This window comes from Streptomyces sp. NPDC020958 (genome assembly GCF_055562175.1).
On record NZ_JBVHFU010000004.1, the window covers coordinates 53005 to 75169 of the forward strand.

Annotated in this window: 22 protein-coding genes; 9 read left to right on the top strand and 13 right to left on the bottom strand. The window is 73.1% G+C overall.

All coding sequences use genetic code 11. The annotated features are described in order from the left end of the window. Nucleotides 1-100: 100 nt before the first annotated feature. The 6 genes from ACZ3KP_RS14090 to ACZ3KP_RS14115 form a co-directional block, all read right to left on the bottom strand. The gene (locus ACZ3KP_RS14090) at nt 101-1414 is read right to left on the bottom strand and encodes a hypothetical protein (protein ID WP_467499371.1); all 1314 of its coding nucleotides are present in this window, start codon (nt 1412-1414) and stop codon (nt 101-103) included. A 2-nt stretch (nt 1415-1416) separates the two neighbouring features. Next, a complete protein-coding gene (locus ACZ3KP_RS14095) occupies nt 1417-2448 on the bottom strand; it encodes a hypothetical protein (protein ID WP_467500251.1) in 1032 nt (343 codons plus the stop codon). Between the two features lie 44 nt (nt 2449-2492). Further along, complete coding sequence (locus tag ACZ3KP_RS14100) at nt 2493-3413, bottom strand: COG1470 family protein (protein ID WP_467499373.1); 921 nt, start codon at nt 3411-3413, stop codon at nt 2493-2495. A gap of 29 nt (nt 3414-3442) precedes the next feature. Beyond that, on the bottom strand, nt 3443-4162 hold the full coding sequence (locus tag ACZ3KP_RS14105; protein ID WP_467499375.1) for an LPXTG cell wall anchor domain-containing protein: 720 nt from the start codon (nt 4160-4162) through the stop codon (nt 3443-3445). 116 nt (nt 4163-4278) lie between these two features. Continuing rightward, nucleotides 4279-4797, bottom strand: a complete 519-nt coding sequence (locus ACZ3KP_RS14110; RefSeq protein ID WP_467499377.1) for an ATP-binding protein — start codon at nt 4795-4797, stop codon at nt 4279-4281. Nucleotides 4798-4978: 181 nt separating this feature from the next. Next, nucleotides 4979-5377 (bottom strand): STAS domain-containing protein, encoded by a 399-nt coding sequence (locus tag ACZ3KP_RS14115; RefSeq protein WP_467499379.1) that lies wholly within the window; start codon nt 5375-5377, stop codon nt 4979-4981. 304 nt (nt 5378-5681) lie between these two features. Here ACZ3KP_RS14115 and ACZ3KP_RS14120 point away from each other — a divergent pair, with 304 nt between their 5' ends. Continuing rightward, nucleotides 5682-6569: an RNA polymerase sigma factor SigF gene (locus ACZ3KP_RS14120; protein ID WP_467499381.1), complete on the top strand. Its 888-nt coding sequence runs from the start codon at nt 5682-5684 to the stop codon at nt 6567-6569. Nucleotides 6570-6784: 215 nt separating this feature from the next. Continuing rightward, nucleotides 6785-8284, top strand: coding sequence for a ricin-type beta-trefoil lectin domain protein (locus ACZ3KP_RS14125; RefSeq protein ID WP_467499383.1), 1500 nt, complete (start codon nt 6785-6787; stop codon nt 8282-8284). A gap of 38 nt (nt 8285-8322) precedes the next feature. Here ACZ3KP_RS14125 and ACZ3KP_RS14130 read toward each other — a convergent pair whose 3' ends face one another. Together ACZ3KP_RS14130 and ACZ3KP_RS14135 are read right to left on the bottom strand one after the other, a co-directional pair. Beyond that, nucleotides 8323-9147, bottom strand: a complete 825-nt coding sequence (locus tag ACZ3KP_RS14130; RefSeq protein WP_467499385.1) for an ABC transporter permease — start codon at nt 9145-9147, stop codon at nt 8323-8325. Next, nucleotides 9144-10064, bottom strand: coding sequence for an ATP-binding cassette domain-containing protein (locus tag ACZ3KP_RS14135; protein WP_467499387.1), 921 nt, complete (start codon nt 10062-10064; stop codon nt 9144-9146). Before ACZ3KP_RS14135 ends, ACZ3KP_RS14130 begins: the two co-directional genes overlap by 4 nt. A gap of 131 nt (nt 10065-10195) precedes the next feature. Between ACZ3KP_RS14135 and ACZ3KP_RS14140 the strand changes: the two genes are divergently transcribed. Together ACZ3KP_RS14140 and ACZ3KP_RS14145 are read left to right on the top strand one after the other, a co-directional pair. Next, nucleotides 10196-11392 (top strand): sensor histidine kinase, encoded by a 1197-nt coding sequence (locus ACZ3KP_RS14140; RefSeq protein ID WP_467499389.1) that lies wholly within the window; start codon nt 10196-10198, stop codon nt 11390-11392. Next, a complete protein-coding gene (locus ACZ3KP_RS14145; protein WP_467499391.1) occupies nt 11389-12054 on the top strand; it encodes a response regulator in 666 nt (221 codons plus the stop codon). The genes ACZ3KP_RS14140 and ACZ3KP_RS14145 overlap by 4 nt, the downstream gene beginning before the upstream one ends. A 41-nt stretch (nt 12055-12095) precedes the next feature. On the opposite strand, the gene hutI is transcribed toward ACZ3KP_RS14145, so the two are convergent. From hutI to hutU, 4 genes are all read right to left on the bottom strand, one after another. Then, nucleotides 12096-13274, bottom strand: a complete 1179-nt coding sequence (gene hutI, locus ACZ3KP_RS14150) for an imidazolonepropionase (protein ID WP_467499393.1) — start codon at nt 13272-13274, stop codon at nt 12096-12098. A 20-nt stretch (nt 13275-13294) separates the two neighbouring features. Next, nucleotides 13295-14650: a formimidoylglutamate deiminase gene (locus ACZ3KP_RS14155; RefSeq protein WP_467499394.1), complete on the bottom strand. Its 1356-nt coding sequence runs from the start codon at nt 14648-14650 to the stop codon at nt 13295-13297. Then, on the bottom strand, nt 14647-15849 hold the full coding sequence (locus ACZ3KP_RS14160; protein WP_467500253.1) for an allantoate amidohydrolase: 1203 nt from the start codon (nt 15847-15849) through the stop codon (nt 14647-14649). The genes ACZ3KP_RS14155 and ACZ3KP_RS14160 overlap by 4 nt, the downstream gene beginning before the upstream one ends. A gap of 107 nt (nt 15850-15956) precedes the next feature. Then, a complete protein-coding gene (hutU, locus tag ACZ3KP_RS14165) occupies nt 15957-17621 on the bottom strand; it encodes a urocanate hydratase (protein ID WP_467499396.1) in 1665 nt (554 codons plus the stop codon). A gap of 152 nt (nt 17622-17773) precedes the next feature. Between hutU and ACZ3KP_RS14170 the strand changes: the two genes are divergently transcribed. The 5 genes from ACZ3KP_RS14170 to ACZ3KP_RS14190 all read left to right on the top strand — a co-directional run bounded on the left by ACZ3KP_RS14170 (nt 17774) and on the right by ACZ3KP_RS14190 (nt 21431). Beyond that, nucleotides 17774-19156: a type III PLP-dependent enzyme domain-containing protein gene (locus tag ACZ3KP_RS14170; protein WP_467500255.1), complete on the top strand. Its 1383-nt coding sequence runs from the start codon at nt 17774-17776 to the stop codon at nt 19154-19156. A 171-nt stretch (nt 19157-19327) separates the two neighbouring features. Further along, entirely contained in the window at nt 19328-19717 is a 390-nt protein-coding gene (locus tag ACZ3KP_RS14175) for a hypothetical protein (protein ID WP_358977185.1), read from the top strand. After that, entirely contained in the window at nt 19714-20508 is a 795-nt protein-coding gene (locus ACZ3KP_RS14180) for a transcriptional regulator (RefSeq protein WP_467499398.1), read from the top strand. Before ACZ3KP_RS14175 ends, ACZ3KP_RS14180 begins: the two co-directional genes overlap by 4 nt. Before the next feature lie 31 nt (nt 20509-20539). Then, a complete protein-coding gene (locus tag ACZ3KP_RS14185; protein WP_467499400.1) occupies nt 20540-21040 on the top strand; it encodes a roadblock/LC7 domain-containing protein in 501 nt (166 codons plus the stop codon). Between the two features lie 16 nt (nt 21041-21056). Then, on the top strand, nt 21057-21431 hold the full coding sequence (locus ACZ3KP_RS14190) for a roadblock/LC7 domain-containing protein (protein WP_366891990.1): 375 nt from the start codon (nt 21057-21059) through the stop codon (nt 21429-21431). 6 nt (nt 21432-21437) lie between these two features. Here the strand turns inward: ACZ3KP_RS14190 and ACZ3KP_RS14195 are convergent, their stop codons facing one another. Next, entirely contained in the window at nt 21438-22040 is a 603-nt protein-coding gene (locus tag ACZ3KP_RS14195) for a hypothetical protein (protein ID WP_467499402.1), read from the bottom strand. Nucleotides 22041-22165: the final 125 nt, after the last annotated feature.

Sequence of the window (22165 nt, forward strand, 5' to 3'; positions counted from 1 at the left end):
ACGGAGGGCCACCGGGATTCTGGATTCCGGTGGCCCTCTTACGTTTTCGACTAACGGTTCGTGGGGGCTGAGCGCGCAGTTCCCCGCGCCCCTGGGTTTCTCATCGCGTCCTTCGTTTTGGCATGAAGGTGAACACCGCGCCGCCCAGCAGGATCGCCGTTCCCGCCACCAGACCCAGCGCCTTCAGTGCGCCATTGCTGTTGTCACCGGTCTCCGCCAGGCCGCCGCTGCTCGATGACGATGAGCCGCCTGAGGTCGACGTGCCGCCCGACGCTCCGCTCGCCTGCTGCGTCGTGTCCAACGTCAGCGAGACCTGCGTCTTCGTCGGTGTGCACGTGGTGGTCGTGCCGAGGGCCTGGACCGTCAGGACGCCCGGTGACAGCGTCGACGTACCGCTCGCGCCCGGCTTGTACGTGCCCGTCAGGTCCGGGATCTCGATGGGGGCGCCGGACTTGATCGCGGTGGAGTTGGTGGGGCCCTCCACGTGGACCGTGCCCTTGTCGGCGCCGCCCAGGACCACCTCCATCGACGGCTTCACCGAGTCCGCCGGGATGTCCACCGGGCTGTCCATCACCGACTTCTTGAACTGCACGGTGAGGTCGAAACCGCCGCCGTCCTTCTTGGCGTTGATCTGCACCGGCGAGGTCGCACTCTTGTCGCCGATGGGCGTCTTGCAGGCGTAGGGGATGTCGACCTCCTTGCCCGTGAAGTCGGTCTGGCCGCTGCCCGTGCCGTCGGAGGCGGACGCGGACGCGGAGGCCGACGCGGACGCCGACGCGGAGTCGGAGGGGCTCGCCGGGCCGGAGGGTGAGGCGGAGGGGGAGGCGGACGTGGTGTCCGTCGGGCTCGCCGAGCCGGTCGGACCGGTTCCGGTCACCTCGATCGTCGCCGCCTTCGGGACCGACCCGGAAGGGGTGCACACGGTGTTGGTGCCGTACGCGTTGACCGTGTACGCGTCCGGGGTGAGCGTCACCTCGCCGGGGGACGTCAGTTTCAGCGTGCCCGTCATGTCGGACAGCACCATGTCGCCGCCCTTGGGGATCGCCGGGTTCTTGCGCGGTCCCTGCATCGCGATGTCGGCGCTCTGGGCGCCGGCCGCCTTGAGGGTGCCGGACGGCTGGACCGTGTCGGCGGGCAGGTCGATGATGTTCGGGTTCTTGGACGCGGCCTGAACGAACTTCCAGGTGACGTCGACCGTGTCGCCGACCTTGGCGGTGGCGGGCGCGGTGATCCCGACCTTCGTGGTCCCGTCGATCGGGTCGGCGACCCCGGCGGGCGGAACGCAGTGCGTCGCGTACGACACCTCGGCGGCCTGGGCGGTACCGGCGGCCGCGCCGAGCAGGACACCCGCCCCGCCGAGGACCAGCGCGGCCGCCGCCGCGCCCGCTCTGACCGGTGTCACTCTCCTTCGCATGCTCACGTGGGTCCTTTCGTGGTGGGAGTCGTGGGTGGCGTGGGAGTCGTGGGACTCGCCGGGTTGTCGTCGTGCGGTGCGGAGAGCCGACCGGCCGTCGCACCCGGATCGTCGTCCGGGGTGAACCACGGCAGGGTCGAGGTCGTGGCGGGCCCGGGGTCGGGCGCGGGCGCGCGTCGCAGGCGGGGGACGCGGAAGGCAGGGCGTGGTGCCGGCCGGTGGCCGCGGGGCGGTCGTACCCGGTCCACGACGGCCATGCCGATGCGGAAGACGGCGGTCGGTACGACCACGCAGAGCAGGAGCCAGAACAGGGTCACCCCCCAGGGGCGGCCGACGCCCCAGGGCTGTTCGGCGAGGGTCTTGCCGTCGTACCTCAGGGAGACGGTGTAGTCGCCGTGCGCCCCCGCGGAGAGCTCGAAGGGCAGCCGGATCTGGGCCTTTTCACCGGGCGCGAGGGTGCCGTGCCACTGCTGCTCGTCCCACTGGGGCGCGAACAGGCCGTGGGCGGTGCCCACCTGGAAGACGGGGTCCTTGAGCGGGGCCGACCCGGCGTTGCCGATGGTGAAGACGAGGGTGCGGGAGGGAGGTGCGCCGAACCAGGTCAGCAGGCCGGAGGAGCCCTCCAGGCGGGTGTCGGTGAGCATCGAGAGGCGGCCGTCGGTGGTCGCGGCGGGCAGCGGCTTCACGGCGTGTCCGGCGACCTGGAAGGCGGCGTCCGCGTCGGCCGCGGCGCCGGTCACGGTGGCCACGTGGACGACGCAGGGGCAGGGCACCGGCGGTTCGGCGACCGGGAGTTGCCTGCTGAAGCGGCCGTCCGCGTCAGTGGTGACGGCCCGTCCGGCGGAGTTGGCACAGGAGTTGGTGCCGTCGATCACGCCCCGGGCAGGGGTGGCCTGGCCGCAGATGAGCATCATCAGCAGGGTGCCCGGACGCCAGCCGGTGCCGCTGACGGTGACGGAACCGCCGGTGCCCGCCTGCGTCGTGGACACCTTGACGGCCGGCCCGTCGGCGGCGGCCGCCGCCAGGGGGGTCATCAGCAGCGCGAACACCGCCGCCAGTACCGGGAACGCTCGCGCCCTCACCTCGCTGCTCCCGTCAACTCGACGTCCGGGGAATGGGGTTCGGCCACCGGTTCGACACGGCGCCCGCGCAGTCGTACGACGGTCACGGCGGCCGCCGCCGTCAGCGCGGCCGCGGTCCCCGCCACCGCGCCCCAGGGCACGAAGTGGGCCCGGGTGCTCGCCGTGGCGTGCGCGCCGCCGGCCGCCGTCGCCGTCAGCCGGACGTGGACGGCGTCCAGCGCGGGCCGGCCGGGCCACGGCTCGCTCAGTTCGGTGCGGGTGCCGGGGGCGAGGCGGACCGGGAGGGTGCGCGGGGCGCGGTCCATGAGGACCCGGCCGAAGATCCCGTCGGCGTGCACCGCGAGCTTCGGTACGAGGGCGGTCGTACCGCGGTTGACCAGCTCGTAGGTGATGCGGTCGCCGTGGACGGCCAGGTGTTCGACGGTCAGGGCGGTCAGGGCGGGGCCGCCGACGCGCAGCCGGATGCGGACGGTGGCGGTGCGGCCGTCGGCGTCTTTCGCGACGAGGGTGCCGGAGCGGTCGCCGGGGGCCGCGTCCGCCGGGACGGTCACCGTGAAGGGGACGTCGGCACGGGTGCGGGCGGGGACGCGGACGCTGCGCTCGGCGAGGGTGACCGGGACCCCGGTGCCGGTCAGCCGTACCGTCACCGGATGCCGACCGGAGTTGGTCACCGACACGGTGTCCTGGAGGACCGCCCCCGGGACGCCCTCGGCGTAGAAGGAGGGCCGCCCACCGCCTCCGGGCCCGACCGACCACCCCCCGACCGCCACCGCACGCGGAGCGACGAGGAGCAGCACCGTCCCAGCGAGCCCGAGAGTCCGGAGGGCGATCCGGGCAGGGCGCACGGGGCTCGCGGGGCGCCCGGAGCGGATGGGGTGGATGAGGGACGTGGGGCGTGCGGAGCGGGTCGGTGGCATGGGCGGCTCCAGCGGTCGGACCCGGTGGGTCAGCGGCGTGCGGTCTGGTTCCGCCGGGTCAGCCAGAGGGTGCCGGCCGCGCCCGCGAGCAGCACGGTCCCGCCGAGGGTGCCGAGCGCGACGAACGAGTCCTCGGGGCCGGTCTTCGGAAGGGTGCCGCCGGAGTCGGTGCCCGTGCCGCCGGACGAGGAGCCGGAGCTGCTCGAACCGCCACTCGAACCGCCGCTCGAACCGCCGCCCGACGCCGTCACGTCCAGGGTCAGGGCGGGTCCGGGGTTGTTGGTGGGGTTGCACTTCGTCGTCGTACCGAGCGCCTTGATGACGAGCGTGCCCGGGGTGAAGGTCACCTTGCCGGACTTCTTCGGGGTGTAGGTGCCGCTCAGGTCGCTGATCTTGATCGGGGTGTTGGCGGGGATCGCGGCCTGGTTGGCGGGGCCGGTGACGTTCAGGGTCCCGGTCTCGGCGCCGCCGAGCGTGATGGTGGCGCTCGGGCTCATCGCGCCCTTGCCGAGTTCCACGGGACTGGAGGAGACGCCCTTCTGCCAGGACATGGTGATCGAGTAGCCGCTGCCGCTGCGGACGCCCTTGATGTCGATCGGGGAGACCGCGCTCTTCTGGCCGATCGGCGTCTGGCACTGGTAGTCGACGTCGACGACGGTGGCGTGCGCGGCCGGGGCGGCGAGCAGTACGGCCGAGCCGGCCAGGGCGGCGGCGGACGCGAGCGCGGCGGTTCGTTTGGAGGACGGCACGGTCCACCTCGTTCCTGACGGCATATCAGATGGGCCGTCAAGGTACGCCGGGGCTCAAGAGGAGGGAAGAGAAAGGGAGTGGCGGAAGTGTGGGGATGCCGACGGAGCGGGGCTCCCTACGCCGGCGCCCCGAGTTCCGCCCAGACGGTCTTCCCGGCCGCCCCCGGCGTCCGTACGACCCCCCAGTCGAGACACAGCCGCTGCACGATGAACATCCCGTGCCCCCCGGGCCGCCCCGCGCGGTGCGGGGTACGCGGCGCGGGCTGACCGTTCCCGCGGTCCGACACCTCCACCCGGATCACCTTGTTGTCGCAGGACAGGAACAGCTCGTCGGGCCCCTCGGCATGCAGACAGGCGTTGGTGACCAGCTCGGACACCACGAGCAGCACGTCCTCCGCGGCGGCCCTGCGGTCGGCGGTGGCGGCCGGCAGCCACCCCCACGCGTGCAGCGCCTCGCGGGTGAAGTCGCGGGCGAGCGGCACCACCCCGCTCTCCCCTTCGAGGCGCACACTGCGGACCTGACGACCCCCCGACGAGGCGGGCGGCACACCGGACGCCGCCGTCTCGGACATCCCGGAAGCGCCGCTGGGCTCCGGGCCGCGGTCGCCCGGCGGGTAAGGCCGGGTGGTGCTCATCAGCGCTTCACCTCACCGTTTCACCGGTTCACGATTCAGAATTCGCGTTCTTGCAGTTCGTACGGTCCTGTCGGCCTGATCCACCCGGGCGTGCCCGGGCCGGGCGCCGACAGATCCAGAATCACTCCTGCCCGACCGATCGGCGGGAACACCCCCCGGTTCCGGACGGCAGGGTCGGGACTCAGCCCTCGTCGTCGGTCTTGCCGTCGGTCCCGTCGGCCAGAGCCGCCGCCACGGAGTCGTGGACGGTGAAGACCGCCTCGGCCCCGGTGATCTCGAACACCCGGGCGACGACGGGCTGCATCGAGGCGAGGTGCACCCCGCCGCCCGCCGCCTCGGCCCGCAGCCTGGTGCCGAGCAGCACGTTCAGCCCGGTCGAGTCGCAGAACTCAAGGCGTGAGCAGTCGACGACGAGGCGCGAGAAACCCTTGTCGAGGAGATCGTCGAGTGGCTCGCGCAACAGATCCGCGGTGTGGTGATCGAGCTCACCAGCCGGAGTCACCACGGCGCTGGAACCCTCTTCTCGCACCTCCACCAGAAGCCGGCCCGACTGTGCGCTGCCGACCGTCCCGTGGTCCATTGCCGTCTCTCTCCCGAGGTTGTGACCGCTTTGTCATCGCCTGACCGATGCCTGACGATGCTCGCCGATGTCCGCCGAACGCCTTGCCGACGCCCTCGAACATTACGCCTTCTCCACGGACTCCGACACCCGAACAACCCCCCCTAACTGGACAAATCACAATAGAACGGACTTGCGATCGGCTCGACGGAGCGGGTAGGGCTAGTACCGACACCTGAACCGACACGGCCGGCTTTGGAGGCGCCGCACACCGCAGTGCACGTACGGCTTCGGCAGCCATATGCCGAGAACGATGGAGGACACCATGTCACCCCGGCTCGACGCCTCGCATACCCGGACGGCGACGTCGACACCCCCACCGGAACAACTGGATGCCATCGAGGGACTGATCGCGGACCTGCCCGAGATCCCCCCTTACGACGAGGTCGACGCGGTCGACGCGCGCGCGTTGTCCAAGACCCTCTTCGAGCGGCTGGAGTCGCTGGAGGAAGGCACGTACGAGTACTCGTACGTGCGCAACACGCTCGTCGAACTGAACCTCGCGCTGGTCAAGTTCGCCGCCTCCCGGTTCCGCACCCGCAGCGAACCGATGGAGGACATCATCCAGGTCGGCACGATCGGCCTGATCAAGGCGATCGACCGCTTCGAACTGTCCCGCGGCGTCGAGTTCCCCACCTTCGCGATGCCGACGATCATCGGCGAGATCAAGCGCTTCTTCCGCGACACGTCGTGGTCGGTACGGGTCCCGCGCCGCCTCCAGGAACTGCGGCTCGACCTGGCCAAGGCGGGCGACGAACTGGCCCAGAAGCTGGACCGCTCCCCCACCGTCGCGGAACTCGCGGAACGCCTCGGCATCTCGAAGGAAGAGGTGGTCGAGGGCATGGCGGCCGCCAACGCGTACACCGCCTCCTCCCTGGACGCGCAGCCCGACGAGGACGACTCCGAGGGCGCGCTGGCGGACCGGATCGGGTACGAGGACCACGGCCTGGAGGGCATCGAGTACATCGAGTCCCTCAAGCCGCTGATCGCCGAGCTCCCCTCCCGGGACCGCAGGATCCTCTCGCTGCGCTTCGTGGCGGGCCTGACCCAGTCGGAGATCGGCGAGGAACTCGGCATCTCCCAGATGCACGTGTCCCGGCTGCTGTCCCGGACGCTGGTCCGGCTGCGCAAGGCGCTGACGCTGGAGGAGTAGGACCGACGCCCGCCCGCCCCGACGCCCGCCCGCCCGTCCGCCGGCCGACCACGGCCGCGGGCTGCGGGCTGCGGGCTGCGGGCGCTCTCCGCACGCGTGGCACGTACCGCACGTACCGCACGTGCGGCACTTTCGGCAAAGGCGCCCCACTGCCCCCGCGCACCCTCCAGACTGGCCGGTACGTCAGGAAGGGACGCGGCACCGAGGGGTGAGGCATGACACCAGGCGACCCTGCTCCACCGGACGCGCGCCTGACCGAACTCCTGCGCAGCCCCACCGCCACCGCCTATCCGGCCCTCCAGGAACTCCGCTCCCGCCATCACCCAGCAGTCCTCGCGTACGCCCTGTGCTGCACGACCGGCGACGCGGCGGCCCGCCGGCTCACCGCGGAGACCTTCACCGGCGCCGCCCGCGACATCGCCCGCGGCGCCGAGCCGGTCGTACCCCTGCGCCACCATCTGCTCCTGCTGACCGCACGGCTGGCCGCCGCCTGGGCGCACGACGAACGCGCCGCCGCCCTGGATCCCGCCCTGCTGCTGGTCCTGAACTCCACGGGCGCTTCCGGGCCGCCCACCCCGCCGCTGCTCACGGCGTTCCAGACGCTCCCGTCGCGCTCCCAGGGCCTGCTCTGGTACGGCGTGCTGGACCAGGAGCCCACCGCCCAAACCGCCGCCCACCTCGGCCTGACCCCCGAGGACGTCCGGTACGGCGTCCCGCCCGCCCTCCAGTCGTTGGCGCAGGCGTGCCTCCGCGTCCGGCTGGCCGCCTCCGACGACCCGCGCTGCGCCGACTTCCGCCGTCTCATCGAGGAGGCGGTCCGTCCGGAGAACCCCCGCCACAGCGCCGACCTGCACGCCCACATGACCCACTGCCCGCACTGCACGGCGGCGTTCGAGGACGTCGTCGCGCTCCGCGACACCCCGCGCGAGGCGCTGGCGGAGGGGCTGCTGCCGTGGGGCGGTACGGCGTACGCACGCCGGCACGTCGCCTCGGCGCCGCCCGCCGAGCCCGGGCCTCGGGGCGGGCGGCGGCGGCCGTCCCGCCGCCGGCTGCTGCTCACCTCGGCAGCCCTGGGCGTGGCCCTCGTGCCGCTGCTGCTCCTGCTCCTCGACCGTCCGGCCGCGCACCCCCGGGATCCGGTGGCCGCGACCCCGCCCGCCGCGACCCCGCGGGTGACGGTGACGGCGACCGTCTCCCCCGCGCCCGTCTCCCCCGCGCCCGCCCGTCCGTCCCCCAGCCCGGCCCCGACGCGATCCGCGTCCGCCACGCCCGCGTCCCGGTCCCCCTCGCCCGCCGCGAAGCCGCCAGGTGGCGCCTACGCCCAGGTCGTGAACGCCGCCACCGGCCGCTGCCTGGACGTGCGCGACGCCGACTTCGACAACGGCACCGACGTCGTCACCGCCTCCTGCTCCGGCGCCGCCTCCCAGCGCTGGCGGGTGGACACCGGCCGAGGTGTCGTGCAGTCCGCCGCGGATCCCGACTTCTGCCTGGACAGCCGCGGCTCGGTCAACAACGGCGTCAGCATCTGGCAGTGCTCCTCGGTGGACGGCGACCACGGCGCCAACCTCCGCTTCACCGTCGACCCGGACGGCACGATCCACCCGGCCATCGCCATCGGCACGGCCCTCACCCCGAACGGAGACGACCGCCTCACCCTCGCCCCGGCGGACGACAGCACGGCCCAGCGCTGGCACAGTCCTCAGTACGGCGACTGACACCGAGCACGCACCACAGGACGGAGGTGGCGGCGCGCTCACACGTCGCGGCGGCGCACGACGACAACGGCGAGGGTGACCGTGAGCAGTGGCCAGAGCGCGTACACGAGCCACGAGCCGGGGACGGTGGCGGTGTAGCCCAAGGACGCGGGCTCCGGTCCCCAGGGTCGGATCAAACGATTCCAGGCTGCCGACACCAGCGCGTGTCTGATGTCCGCCGACCAGCGGCTGGTCTCCGAGAACATCGGAGGCAGCATCACCAGCGTGAAGACGCCGACGACCACGGTGGCGGCGGCATGCCGGAGCAGAACGCCGAGGCCCAGACCGACCAGAGCGCAGACCGGAGCCAGCAACGCGGATGCCACCACCGCCCGGAACGCCCCGGGGTAGGTGATCGCGACGCCGGCGTGGTGCCTGTCCAGGAGGGCCTGGGAGAGCAGGAAGGAACCGGTGGCGGCGGCCGTGCCGACCGCGGTCCACAGTGCGGCGGTGACGGCCGCCTTGGCCAGCACGACCGAACCGCGGGCCGGTACGGCCACGGTGGTGGTGCGGATCAGGCCACTGCTGTACTCGCTCACCACAGTGAGGGCGCCCATGGTGGCGGCGACGAGGATCAACGTCCAGTAGCCGGCCGGCGGGTACGCGTCGTAGGGCCGGAAACCAGCCGGGCCGGAGGGCGCCGACCGGTCCGCCAGCGTGGCCACGGCGGTGGACCCGACGACGAACAGGAGGGTGAGTGCGATCGTCCACGGTGTGGACCGCAGTGACCCTGTCTTGATCCACTCGGCGGCGAGCAGGTCGCGGAAGCGGGCGGGGGGCGCTGTGCCGGGAGTAGTCGCGGGGACGGCGGTGGGCGTGGTCATCGGGGCTGGCCTGCCTGGTGTTCGGTGCTGTCGGCGGTGAGTTCCATGAAGGTCGCCTCCAGGGAGGCGGTACGGGTGTTCAGCTCGTGCAGCTGGATCCCGTTCTCGAAGGCGAGCGCTCCGACGCGGTCGGCCGGGAGCCCGGTCACGACGAGCCTCCCGACGCCCGTCGCGCCCTCCGACGTGACCGAGGCGCCCACCGCCGCCAGCACAGCCGCGAGTTCGGCGGCCCGGGGGGTCTCCACGAGCACGCTGCCCGGGGCGCCGCGGGCGGCGAAGTCCCGTACCGACTCGGCGGCGATGAGGCGGCCCCGGCCGATGACCACCAGTTGGTCTGCGGTGTTCTCCAGCTCTGACATCAGGTGACTGGAGAGGAAGACCGTGCGTCCCTCGGCGGCCAGGCGCCGGAAGAGCCGGCGGACCCAGAGGACGCCCTCCGGGTCCATGCCGTTGACCGGCTCGTCGAACACGAGCACGGGTGGGTCGCCGAGCAGGGCGGTGGCGATGCCGAGGCGCTGCTTCATGCCGAGGGAGAACCCGCTGATGCGGCGGTTCGCCACCGCGGCCAGCCCCACCTCGTGAAGCACCTCGCTCACCCGGCGCTGCGGGATGCCGTTGCTGCGGGCGAGAGCGGACAGGTGGGCCGCAGCGCTGCGTCCGCCGTGGACCTGTCCGGCGTCGAGGAGGGCACCGATGTGCCGCAGGCCACGTGGGTGGCTGTGGAACGGGACTCCGCTGACGGTGGCGGCGCCGGTGGTGGGCGCGTCCAGGCCGAGGATCATCCGCAGGGTGGTGGACTTGCCGGCTCCGTTGGGGCCGAGGAACCCGGTGACCTGGCCCGGCCGCACAGTGAAGGACAGATGGTCGACGACCGTCCTGTTTGCGTAGCGCTTGGTGAGTTCGCTGACTTCGATCACGGCGTCCACGCTGCCGTGCGGAGGCCGTCCGGGCATGGGGCCGTGGGCGGCAATCGTGCGATCCGGTCGGCCCGTGGGCGTACGTCCCCGGGCTGATGCCGCGCTGCCGGTGGCCCGGTTAGTCTCCCGGCGTGAACCCCAAGACGACCGTTTCGTTGCCCACGAGGGCCGTTGCCTGGTCCGGGGCCGCCTCCTACCTCCTCATGGTGGGTCTGCTGGTGGGAGCCGCGCCGCGGGCGTCGGGCACGGTCCATGGCGTCGGGGCGCTGCTGGCGGTGAGCCTGCTCGCGGGCTTGGTGCGACGGACGCCGTCGGCGGCTCTGGCCATGGCGCTGTTCGGATCCACCGCCGTGGTGGTGGGCCCGCCGGGTTCCGTACAGGAGAGCCGGGCGGCGTCGTACCAGGGCCAGTTCCTGTCGTATCTGGCGGTGGATCTCGTCCTCGGTGTCATCGTCGCCACGTCCGCACGGCGTGCTGCGGCTGTCGCCGTCGTCGTGTCCTGCACGGTGCAACTGCTTGCGATCGGCGGCTTTTCACACGGGGACGGCCTGGCCGTCAACGGCCTGATCGCCCTGCTGATGCTGGCCGCGTCATGCATGGCCGGTCTGTTGAGCCACGAGCGCCGGCAGCACGCGGTGGCGCTGCGGGCGCAGGCGGCCGCCGAGGCGGTGACCGCCGAACGGCTCAGGATCGCGCGGGAGTTGCACGACATGGTCGCGCACAGCATCGGCATCATCGCGATCCAGGCCGGTGTGGGCAGCCGGGTCATCCGGACGCAGCCGGCCGAGGCGCGCGAGGCCCTGCGCGTCATCGAGGCCACCAGCAGAGAGACCCTGTCGGGTCTTCGCCGCACACTGGTGTCACTGCGTCAGGCCGACCGGGACGCGACCGGCTCGGAGCAGTCACCACGCTCACCGTCGCCAGGGTTGGCGGACCTCGATCGGCTGGCTGCGGCGACCGCGGGTGCGGGCGTGCGCGTGGACGTGCGCCGCACCGGGGAGCAGCGGCCTGTGCCGGCCGACATCGACCTGTCCGCCTACCGCATCGTGCAGGAGGCGCTGACCAACGTGGTCCGGCACGCGCGCACCGGGCGTTGCCGGGTGGCCATCGGCTACGGGGACGAGGAGCTGACCGTGGAGGTCGTCGACGACGGGCGTGGCGCGTGCGGGGACGGCTCGGGCCACGGCTTCGGTCTGGTCGGGATGCGGGAGCGGGCCGGCCTGCTGGGCGGCCGTCTCAGCGCCGGGCCGCGTCCCGAGGGCGGTTTCCGGGTGGTGGCCCGGCTGCCGCTGCCCGCGCCCGCCGGTGTGCCGGTGGAGGCCCCGTGAGCGTCCGTGTGGTGCTCGCCGACGACCAGCCGCTGGTCCGGTCCGGTCTGCGCGTGATCCTGTCCGAGCAACCCGATCTGGAGGTCGTCGGTGAAGCCGGCACCGGAGCCGAGGCCGTGCGACTGGTCAGGGACATCGACCCCGATGTCGTGGTCATGGACATCCGGATGCCCGATATGGACGGGATCGAGGCCACCCGCCTGATCACGGCCGGTCCGGCGACCACCCGCGTCCTCGTCCTGACCACCTTCGACGAGGACGACCATGTCCACGGCGCGCTCCGGGCCGGCGCGAGCGGCTTCGTGGTCAAGGACATGGCGCTGGACGACATCGTCGCGGCGATCCGGGTCGTCGCCTCCGGTGACGCGCTGCTCGCGCCGGGGGTGACGCGCCGTCTGATCGCGGACCTCGTCGGGCAGCGGCCCGCGGCTGTCCCGGAGCGCTCCGTACGGCGGGTCGAGGGCATCACCGAGCGGGAACGGGAAGTGCTGACCCTGGTCGGACGCGGCCGGTCGAACAGCGAGATAGCCGAGGACCTCTTCATCACGGTGGCCACCGCCAAGTCGCACGTCTCACGACTGCTCGCCAAACTGGGCGCCCGGGACCGGGTCCAGCTGGTCATCACCGCCTACGAGGCGGGGCTCGTCACCCTGCCTCACTGACGGCGCCCCCGACGACCGCGACCGGGCAGGGGCCGCCCGGCTCAGCCGACGACCCGCACGCCCCGCCGCCACACCGCCCCGACCAGCGGGACGCCCGGGCGGTAGGCGAGGTGGACGTGGCTGGGGGCGTCGAGGAGGAGGAGGTCGGCGCGGGCGCCGGGGGCGAGGCGGCCGACGTCGTCGCGGCGCAGGGCCGCCGCGCCGCCCGCCGTGGCCGACCAGACCGCCTCGTCGGGGGTCATGCGCATGTCGCGGACGGCCAGGGCGATGCAGAAGGGGACGGAGGAGGTGTAGGACGAGCCGGGGTTGCAGTCGGTGGAGAGGGCGACGGTCACGCCCGCGTCGAGGAGTCGGCGGGCGTCGGGCCACTCGGCCCGGGTGGAGAACTCGGCTCCGGGGAGCAGGGTGGCGACGGTCCGGCCCTGGGCGAGGGCGTCGACGTCCGCGTCCGTCAGGTGGGTGCAGTGGTCGGCGCTCGCCGCGTCCAGTTCCACGGCCAGCTGGACGCCGGGGCCGTAGGAGAGCTGGTTGGCGTGGACGCGCGGGGTCAGGCCCTTCGCCCGGCCGGCCGTGAGGATCGCGCGGGCCTGGTCGCCGTCGAAGGCACCCCTCTCGCAGAAGACGTCGATCCAGCGGGCGTACGGGGCGCAGGCGTCCAGCATCTCGCCGGTGACGAGGGAGACGTAGGCGGCCGGGTCGTCCGCGTGGTCCGGGGGGACGATGTGCGCGCCGAGGTAGGTGACCTCGTCGGTGTGGGCGGCCGCGATGCGCAGGGCCCTCGCCTCGTCCTCGACCGTCAGGCCGTAGCCCGACTTGGTCTCGAAGGTCGTGGTGCCCTGGCGGAGCGCCTCGGCGAGGTGACGGGTGAGGTTGTGCTCCAGCGCCTCGTCCGTCGCCGCCCGGGTCGCCGCGACCGTGGTGCGGATGCCGCCCGCGGTGTACGGGCGGCCGGACATCCGGGCGTTGAACTCCTGGGTGCGGTCGCCCGCGAAGACCAGGTGGGAGTGGGAGTCCACGAAGCCCGGCAGCACCGCCCGGCCGTCCGCGTCGACCCGGTTGTCAGTGGCGGGTGCTTTGCTGGATTCACCGGTCCACACGACACGGTCGCCTTCGATGACGACGGCCGCGTCCTGGACCAGACCGAGAGGGGAGTTGTCACCGAGGGAGGGGTCGTTGGTGACCAGCGTGGCGATGTTGGTGATGGCGGTGCTGCTGCTCATGGTGTCCTCGTGGAGGGTCGTCAGGCGCGGAGGGCGTCGATCGCGTCCGCGAGTGCTGTCGGCACGTCCGGTACGAGCGTGTGCGCGCCGTCGCGTACGACGTGGCGGCCCGCGACGACCGTGTGCCGTACGTCCGCCGCGGTCGCGGCGAATACGGCGGTCTCGGCGCCCAGTCGGGGCAGCGGCCCTGCCGTTCTGACCGAGTCGAGGGCGATCGTCGTCAGGTCGGCGAGCATGCCGGTCCCGATGGCGCCGGCGTCGTCCCAGCCGAGGGCGGCGTGGCCGTCGGCGGAGGCGGCGCGCAGCAGTGCGGCGGCCGTCCAGTGGCCCCGGGTGCGGGTGCGCAGCCGCTCGTTCAGCTCCATCGCGCGCGCCTCTTCGAGCAGGTCGATGACGGCGTGGCTGTCGGAGCCGAGGGAGAGCGGTGAGCCCGCGCGCTGGAGGGCGACGGCGGGTCCGATGCCGTCGGCCAGGTCCCGTTCGGTCGTCGGGCACATGCAGGTGCCGGTCCCGCTGCCGCCGAGCAGGGCGATGTCCTCGTCGGTGAGGTGGGTGTTGTGGACGCCGGTGGTGCGCGGGCCGAGGACGCCGTGGTCGGCGAGCAGCCGGGTGGGGGTGACCCCGTGGGCGGCCAGGCAGGCGTCGTTCTCCGCGGTCTGCTCGGACAGGTGCACGTGCAGCGGGGCCCGCCGTTCCTCGGCCCAGCCGGCCACGGTCGCCAACTGCTCGGCGGGCACCGCCCGTACGGAGTGGATCGCCGCTCCGATCCGTGCGTGATCCCGTTCCTTGAGAACTGAACAGCGTTCGGCCCAGGCCTGTGCGCTGCCGTCGGAGAAGCGCAGCTGGTGGGTGTTGGGCGGCTCGCCGCCGCGCCGGTTCGAGATGCCCGAGGACAGGTAGGCGGTGTCGAGGAGGGTGATCCTGATCCCGGCGTCGGCGGCGGCCGCGATCAGTGCCTCGCCCATGGCGTTGGGGTCGGTGTAGCGGGTGCCGCCGGGGGCGTGGTGGACGTAGTGGAACTCGCCGACGCAGGCGACGCCCGCCAGCGCCATCTCGGCGTACACCGCGCGGGCGAGCGCGTGGTAGGTGTCCGGGGTCAGCCTGTCGGCGAAGGAGTACATGAGTTCGCGCCAGGTCCAGAAGGTCCCGGAGCCGACCTGGACGGTGCCGCGCAGGGCCCGGTGGAAGGCGTGCGAGTGGGCGTTGGCCAGGCCGGGGAGGGTGAGGCCGCGCAGCACCTCGGCGCCGGGCGGCGGGGCGGGCACCTGGGTCCGCACCGCGGTGATCCGTCCGTCGGTCACCTCCACGGTGACGCCGGGCTCGACGTTCGTGTCCAGCCAGGCGTACTCCAACCAGTACGTCGTCCGTGTCGTCACGCGCGGACCAGCCCTTCCAGTACGTCGGCGAGCGCGTTCACCCCGGCCACGCAGTCGTCCTCGGCCGCGAACTCGGCCGGGGAGTGCGAGACGCCGGTGGGGTTGCGTACGAACAGCATGGCGGTCGGGATGCTCGCGGAGAGGATCCCGGCGTCGTGTCCCGCGCCGGTGCCCAGGACGGGCACGGTGAGACCGGTGTCCTTGCCGAGGATGCGGCCGAGTTCGTCGCGCAGGGCGTGGTCGAACTCGACGACGGGGGTGAAGGACTCCCGGACGACGTCGAGGTCGATGCCGTGGGCCCGCGCGTGCTCCCGGGCCGCCTGCTCGATGCCGCCGACGACGGTGTCGAGGGTGGCCTGGTCGGCGGCGCGGGAGTCGAGCCAGCCGCGCACCAGTGAGGGGATGGCGTTGACGCCGTTGGGCTCGACGGCGATCTTGCCGAAGGTGGCGACCGCACCGGCGAGTTCGGCCTCGCGACGGGCGGCGAGCACGGTCTCGGCGTACGACAGCATGGGGTCGCGCCGGTCGGCCAGCCGGGTGGTGCCCGCGTGGTTGGCCTCGCCCCGGAAGTCGAACCGCCAGCGTCCGTGCGGCCAGATGGCGCTGGCGATGCCGACCCGGTCGCCGGACAGGTCCAGCGCCCGGCCCTGCTCCACGTGCAGTTCGACGAAGGCACCGATGCGGGCGAGCCGCTCGGGGTCGGCGCCGATGGCGTCGGGGTCGTGACCGGCGGCCTCCATGGCGCGGGGCAGCGTGACCCCGTCGGCGTCGGTCAGGCGGTGCGCCTGCTCGACGGTGAGCTGTCCGGCGGTGAGCCGTGAGCCGACGCAGGCGAGCCCGAACCGGGCGCCCTCCTCGTCGCCGAAGTTGACGATGGCGAGGGGCCTGGTGAACTCCACGCCACGCGCGCGCAGTTCGTCGAGCGCGGCGAAGGAGGACACGACACCGAGGGGTCCGTCGAAGGCGCCGCCGTCCGGCACGGAGTCCAGGTGCGACCCGGTGACGACGGCGTCCCCGGCGGTGGGGTCCCCGAGCCAGGCCCACTGGTTCCCGTTCCGGTCGACCTCGTGGACGAGCCCGCGCGCCTCGGCCTGCTCCTGGAACCAGGCCCGGCACTCGGCGTCGGCCCCGGTCCAGGCGAACCGCCGGTAGCCACGGGATGCGGCGTGCCGGCCGACGGGGAGCAGCTCACGCCACATCTCGTGGAAGGAGGGGCCGCTTCGCACAGCCTGCGCCCCTGCGTCCCACGCCGCCGGACCCGCATCCGGCGACGAGAGCCCGGCCCCCGCCGGAGAGTCGCCGTTCGTCACGCCGACTCACCTTCGCGCATCGGCACCCGCACGCCCCGCTCGTCGGCGACCGACTCCGCGATGTCGTACCCGGCGTCCACGTGCCGGATCACGCCCATGCCGGGGTCGTTGGTCAGGACCCGGCGGATCTTCTCACCGGCGAGCTTCGTGCCGTCGGCGACCGTGACCTGGCCGGCGTGGATGGACCGGCCCATGCCGACCCCGCCGCCGTGGTGGAGGGAGACCCAGGACGCGCCCGAGGCCACGTTCACCATCGCGTTCAGCAGCGGCCAGTCGGCGATCGCGTCGGAGCCGTCCAGCATGGCCTCGGTCTCCCGGTAGGGGGAGGCCACGGAGCCGCAGTCGAGGTGGTCGCGGCCGATCGCCAGCGGTGCCGCCAGCTCCCCGCTCGCCACCATGTCGTTGAAGCGCTCGCCGGCCTTGTCCCGCTCGCCGTAGCCGAGCCAGCAGATGCGCGCGGGCAGGCCCTGGAAGTGGACCCGCTCACCGGCCAGCTTGATCCAGCGGGCGAGGGACTCGTTCTCCGGGAAGAGGTCGAGGATCGCCTTGTCCGTCTTGGCGATGTCGGCGGGGTCGCCGGACAGGGCGGCCCAGCGGAAGGGGCCCTTGCCCTCGCAGAAGAGCGGGCGGATGTAGGCGGGGACGAAGCCGGGGAAGGCGAACGCCCGCTCGTAGCCCGCGAGCTGCGCCTCGCCGCGGATGGAGTTGCCGTAGTCGAAGACCTCGGCGCCGGCGTCCAGGAAGCCGACCATGGCCTCGACGTGCTTCGCCATCGACTCGCGGGCGCGGGTGGTGAAGCCGGCCGGGTCCTTGGCCGCGGCGTCGGCCATGTCCTCGAAGGCCACGCCGACCGGCAGGTAGGACAGCGGGTCGTGCGCGGAGGTCTGGTCGGTGACGATGTCGATGGGGGCGCCCTCGGCGAGCATCCGCGGCAGCAGCTCGGCGGCGTTGCCCAGCAGGCCGATGGAGAGCGGGCGGCGGGCGTCCCGGGCCTCGGTGGCCAGCTGGAGGGCGTGCTCCAGGCTGTCGGCCTTCACGTCGAGGTAGCGGTGCTCGATGCGGCGTTCGATGGCACGCGGGTCGCAGTCGATGCAGATCGCGACGCCGTCGTTCATGGTGACCGCGAGGGGCTGGGCGCCGCCCATGCCGCCGAGGCCGGCGGTGAGGGTGATCGTGCCGGCGAGGGTGCCGTTGAACTTCTTCGCGGCGACGGCGGCGAAGGTCTCGTAGGTGCCCTGGAGGATGCCCTGGGTGCCGATGTAGATCCAGGAGCCGGCGGTCATCTGGCCGTACATGGTCAGGCCGAGGGCCTCCAGGCGGCGGAACTCCTCCCAGTTGGCCCAGTCGCCGACGAGGTTGGAGTTGGCGATGAGCACGCGCGGGGCCCACTCGTGGGTCTGCATGACGCCGACCGGGCGGCCGGACTGGACCAGCATGGTCTCGTCCTGCTTGAGGGTGCGCAGGGTCCGCACCATGGCGTCGAAGGAGCGCCAGTCCCGGGCGGCCTTGCCGGTGCCGCCGTAGACGACGAGCTTGTCGGGGTGCTCGGCGACCTCGGGGTCGAGGTTGTTCTGGAGCATCCGCAGGGCGGCTTCCTGCTGCCATCCCAGGGCGCTCAGTTCCGTACCGCGCGGCGCTCGTACGGGGCGGGGTCCTGACATGGTCTGCCTCCCAGCGGATCAGGGCTCTTAGCACTGTCGTTATTCACATCCTGACTTCCTGAATAGAACTAGTCAATACATCGGTCCGCCGACACCGGCCGCACTCGGGATGTTTGGCTGGACTTATGGGTCTTAAGGGTGTGGACGACGACATGCCGGCGGACGTCGTGGACGGACGCGAGGACGACGGCGGGCGGGTGGCACGGCGGGACGACGCCGTGCGGGCCGCGGTGGAGCAGGGACTGCTGGGGCCACAGGCGCCGATCGTGGGGCTGCTGGACGTGACGGGCATCCGCGCGTCGGCGGCGGCGCTGCGCCGGGCGTTCGCGGCGGTGGCGGCGCCGGGGACGGAGATCCTGCACGCCTTCGCGGTGAAGGCGAACCCGCTGGTGCCGGTGGTGCGGCTGCTGGCCGAGGAGGGCCTCGGCGCGGAGGTGGCCAGCGCGGGCGAACTGGCGCTGGCGCGGGCGGCCGGGGTGCCGGTGGCGCGGACGGTGTTCGACGCGCCCGCGAAGACCGGGGCGGAACTGCGCGAGGCGCTGGCGCTGGGCGTCGCCGTGAACGCGGACAACCCGCAGGAGCTGGCCAGGATCGACGCGCTGCGGGACGACGGCGGCACCCGCTCGCCGCTCGGCATCAGGGTCAACCCGCAGATCGGGGCGGGGACCATCGAGGCCACGTCGACGGCCACCGCGACCTCGAAGTTCGGGGTGGGACTGCGGGACGAGGGGGCCCGGGAGTGGGTGGTACGGGCGTTCGCGGAGCGGCCGTGGCTGACGCGACTGCACGCGCACACCGGGTCGCAGGGGATCCCGCTGTCGCTGCTGGCGCGCGGGGTGGCGGAGACGTACGCGCTGGCCGAGGAGGTCAACGCGCGTGTCGGGCGGCGACAGATCGACACCCTCGACATCGGGGGCGGGCTGTCGGTCACCTTCACGTCGGAGACGGCCGAGCCGACGTTCGGGCAGTACGCGCGGCTGCTCGCGGAGGTGGTGCCGGGACTCTTCGACGGGCGGTACGGGCTGGTGACCGAGTTCGGGCGGTCGCTGCTGGCCCGGCACGGGACGGTGCTGGCCCGGGTGGAGTACGTCAAGAGTTCCGGCGGCCGGCGGATCGCGGTGACGCACGCCGGGGTGCAGGTGGCGCCGCGGACGGTGTACGTGCCGGAGGCCTGGCCGCTCAGGATCGCCGCCTACGACGGCAAGGGGCGACCGAAGGAGGGGGCGCCGGTGGTGCAGGACGTGGCGGGGCCGGCCTGTTTCTCGGGCGACCTGCTCGCCGAGGGGCGCGCGCTGCCGCTGCTGGAGCAGGGCGACCTCGCGGCGGCGCTGGACACCGGGGCGTACTACTTCGGCAGCCACTACTCCTACAACTCCCTTGCCAGGCCGGGGGTTTACGGCTTCGTGCCGGACGGCGGCGGGGGCGTGGCGTTCGCCGTCGTACGCGAGCCGCAGTCCGTCACGGAGATCGTGGCCGAATCCGGAGGGGCGCACGCCGACGCGCTCACCACCCTGCGCGCAACAGGGAGCCGTTGAGACGGCTGGGACACAGGGATCAACTGGTGCGAAAAGCAGCTCAGTTGACCAACACTAGCCTGCCGGCCGCATGTTCCACTGGAAAATGCCAAACGACTCACCCCTCGCGCACACGATGCGTAGTGTCGGCGTCACTCAACCGGAGTCCCAGGCGGCGGGAGGGGAGCCACGGTGCCCGGAATCGACGAGTGCTTACTGGAAGCGATGCGACTGCCCGGTGCGCGGGGTGCGGCGTTGGTCGACTGGACCAGCGGACTGGCCCTGGGCACGGTCGGGGAGGCGCCCGGCGGTGACCACGAGACCACCGCGGCGGAGGCGGCCGAGCTGGCGAGGCTGGCCGCCGAGCACGGGGCGTTCAGCACGGACGACGACACCGAGATCAGCCCACCGGTGGAGGACCTGATCGTCAGCAACCGGGACAGCTACCACCTGCTGCGGTTCGTGGTGACGTCCTTCGACGCCACGGTCTTCCTGCATCTGTGGCTGACCCGTGAGGACGGCAATCTGGCCCTCGCCCGGATCCGGCTCGGCGAGATGGCCGAGCGGCTGGTGCTGGGATGACCGTGGTCAGGACACCCCCGCCGCTTCCGGTCCGGGACCGGGCGACCGCACCCGAACGGGCGCCCGGCGCGCTGTCCCCGATGCTGATACGGCTCGCCGAGGAGCGGGCCACCGGTGTCCTGGTCCGCGAGCACGGCAGCCTGCACCTGGCCGAGGGCCGCGTGGTGCACGCCGAGAGCCCCCTAGCCCCCGGCCTCGACGTGCTCCTCACGGCCCACGGCACGCTCGACGCGGCGGCCTGGCCCTGGACCGAGGACATGGCCGCCGCCACCCACCGGCTGTTCACCGCCGGCCTGCTGCCCCGGGGCGCCCTGGAGGTGTGCCGGCTCGGCGCGCTGTACGACGCCGGGTACTTCGCGCTCGCCCCCAGCAGCACCCCGGGCCGCTTCCGCTACGGCACCCCGGCCGTCGCGAGCCCTCTGCGGGCCGTGCCGGTCGCCGCCCTCGAACGCGAGACCCGGCGCCGCCGCGACCTGCTGCACCGCGTCTGGCCCGACCCCGCCACCGACGAAGCGCCGCTGATCCGGGCCGACCCGGTCGCGCCCCCGCCGGTCACGCCCCGCCAGCGGGCCGTCCTGCGCAGGGTGGACGGCGTCCGCACGGCCCCGGAGATCGCCCGGGAACTGGGCCGGCCGGCCTTCCACACGCTGGTGGACGTACGCCGGCTGGCGGCGGCCGGGCTCCTCGTCCCGGGGCGCACCAGGACCCCCGCGCCACCCCGGCTCCCCCCGGTCACCGACCCCGACATCGCGCTGCTGAAGAGGCTCAGGGATGCGCTGGAGGCCCTTTGAACGGCACCGCCCCGCCGAGAGGAGACAGCTGATGGCGGCAGAATCCGGCAGCTCCGACAGAGCAGCCGTCCTCGACGAACTGCACCGGCTGCGCACCCGGATGCCCCAGCTCACCGGCGCCCTCGCGGCCGGCGTGGACGGCCTGGTCGTCGCCCACGACTGTCCGGGCGTCGACCCGGAGGGCCTGTCCGCTCTGACCGCGGCCGAGCTCGGCGTCGCCGTGCGGGTCGCCGACGCCACCGGGAAGGGCGAGCTCAAGGAGCTGCTGGTGCGCGGCGAGGACGGCTATGTCGCCACCTACGCGGCCGGCCGCAGCGCCGTGCTCACCCTGCTCGCCGAGGACCGGGTGAACGTCGGCCGGCTGCACCTGGAGGGCCGCCGGGCCGCCGCCCGGATCGGAGAGCTGGTCGACGCCGCCGAGGCCGCCGCCAAGGCCCTGCGACCGGCCCGCGCCACCACCACACGGACCAGAACCACGCGCACGCCACGCACCAGCACCACCACCGACGCGCGCACCGCAACCGACAGTTGAAAGGAACCAGAACGTCATGGCCAACACCGAAACCGCGCTGAAAGAGTGCCTCACCTCCATCGAGGGAGCCACCGGCGTCGCGCTCGTCGACTACACCAGCGGGATGGCGCTGGGCACGATGGGCGGCAGCAAGACCTTCGACCTGAACGTGGCCGCCGCGGGCAACACCGACGTGATCCGCGCCAAGATGCGCACCATGGAGCACCTCGGCCTCAAGGGCGAGATCGAGGACATCCTGATCACGCTGTCCAACGCGTACCACCTGATCCGCCTGCTCAAGGGCCGCGGCGGCAACGGCCTCTTCCTCTACCTGGTGCTGGACGCCTCCCGCGCCAACCTGGCGATGGCCCGGCACCAGCTGAAGAAGATCGAGGAGGACCTGGAGGTCTGACCGGCCTCAGACCAGCGCCGCGGTGCGGCGGCGGGCCCCGCCCGGGGACGCGTCGCCCGCCGCGATGCCGGTACCGCGGTACGCCTTGACGGCCTTGCCCGCCGGACGGCCGCCGCGCCCGTCGAGCCAGTCGACACGCACCCACACCAGCTGGTCCGCGGCCTTCTCCCGACGGCCCAGCCAAACCGCCTTCAGGCGCAGTCCGGTACCGGTCCCGGCGAGCAGCAGGCCGCCCGCCGCGGGCACCGCGAAGGAGCTGCCGAGGGCGACGGCGAAGGCGAGCAGCAGCCACCAGCGGTGGCCGCGGCGCCAGTTGCGCACGGTCACGGCCCGGTCCTGGAGCACGTCGTGCCTGCCGGCCCGGGCGGCGCCGCGCAGCAGCTCGGTGTACCGCCCGCGCCGGACGAGGGCCACGACCGCGGCGCCGACGACGAACAGCGCGGCCCCGGCCAGCACGCCGATCCGGCGCCCGGTGATCCCCGCGGGCAGTACGCCGACGCCCGCCGCGAACACCCCGGCCCACCACAGGGGCGCGGCCCCGGCCCGTACGACCACGGCCACCCGGGCCAGTCCCTGTCCGCCGCGCCCTTCCCGTCCCCCACGCGCCATGTCCGCAGCCTCCTCGCCGGTGTCGGTCCGTCCGTAGGGCGGGACGGTAACGACCGAACGTGAGACGAGTCTTAAAGTCCTGCTCGACTCTTGAAGGCCTGATCGACTCTTGAAGGCCTACTCGA

Excerpts from the sequence above, each read along its gene's own strand:
- ACZ3KP_RS14125 (WP_467499383.1), top strand. The coding sequence starts at position 6,785 with ATGACACCAGGCGACCCTGCTCCACCGGACGCGCGCCTGACCGAACTC.
- ACZ3KP_RS14120 (WP_467499381.1), top strand. The coding sequence starts at position 5,682 with ATGTCACCCCGGCTCGACGCCTCGCATACCCGGACGGCGACGTCGACA.
- ACZ3KP_RS14115 (WP_467499379.1), bottom strand. The coding sequence starts at position 5,377 with ATGGACCACGGGACGGTCGGCAGCGCACAGTCGGGCCGGCTTCTGGTG.
- hutU (WP_467499396.1), bottom strand. The coding sequence starts at position 17,621 with ATGTCAGGACCCCGCCCCGTACGAGCGCCGCGCGGTACGGAACTGAGC.
- hutI (WP_467499393.1), bottom strand. The coding sequence starts at position 13,274 with ATGAGCAGCAGCACCGCCATCACCAACATCGCCACGCTGGTCACCAAC.
- ACZ3KP_RS14110 (WP_467499377.1), bottom strand. The coding sequence starts at position 4,797 with ATGAGCACCACCCGGCCTTACCCGCCGGGCGACCGCGGCCCGGAGCCC.
- ACZ3KP_RS14195 (WP_467499402.1), bottom strand. The coding sequence starts at position 22,040 with ATGGCGCGTGGGGGACGGGAAGGGCGCGGCGGACAGGGACTGGCCCGG.
- ACZ3KP_RS14170 (WP_467500255.1), top strand. The coding sequence starts at position 17,774 with ATGCCGGCGGACGTCGTGGACGGACGCGAGGACGACGGCGGGCGGGTG.
- ACZ3KP_RS14100 (WP_467499373.1), bottom strand. The coding sequence starts at position 3,413 with ATGCCACCGACCCGCTCCGCACGCCCCACGTCCCTCATCCACCCCATC.
- ACZ3KP_RS14090 (WP_467499371.1), bottom strand. The coding sequence starts at position 1,414 with ATGCGAAGGAGAGTGACACCGGTCAGAGCGGGCGCGGCGGCGGCCGCG.
- ACZ3KP_RS14095 (WP_467500251.1), bottom strand. The coding sequence starts at position 2,448 with ATGACCCCCCTGGCGGCGGCCGCCGCCGACGGGCCGGCCGTCAAGGTG.
- ACZ3KP_RS14130 (WP_467499385.1), bottom strand. The coding sequence starts at position 9,147 with ATGACCACGCCCACCGCCGTCCCCGCGACTACTCCCGGCACAGCGCCC.
- ACZ3KP_RS14185 (WP_467499400.1), top strand. The coding sequence starts at position 20,540 with ATGGCGGCAGAATCCGGCAGCTCCGACAGAGCAGCCGTCCTCGACGAA.
- ACZ3KP_RS14160 (WP_467500253.1), bottom strand. The coding sequence starts at position 15,849 with ATGTGGCGTGAGCTGCTCCCCGTCGGCCGGCACGCCGCATCCCGTGGC.
- ACZ3KP_RS14180 (WP_467499398.1), top strand. The coding sequence starts at position 19,714 with ATGACCGTGGTCAGGACACCCCCGCCGCTTCCGGTCCGGGACCGGGCG.
- ACZ3KP_RS14190 (WP_366891990.1), top strand. The coding sequence starts at position 21,057 with ATGGCCAACACCGAAACCGCGCTGAAAGAGTGCCTCACCTCCATCGAG.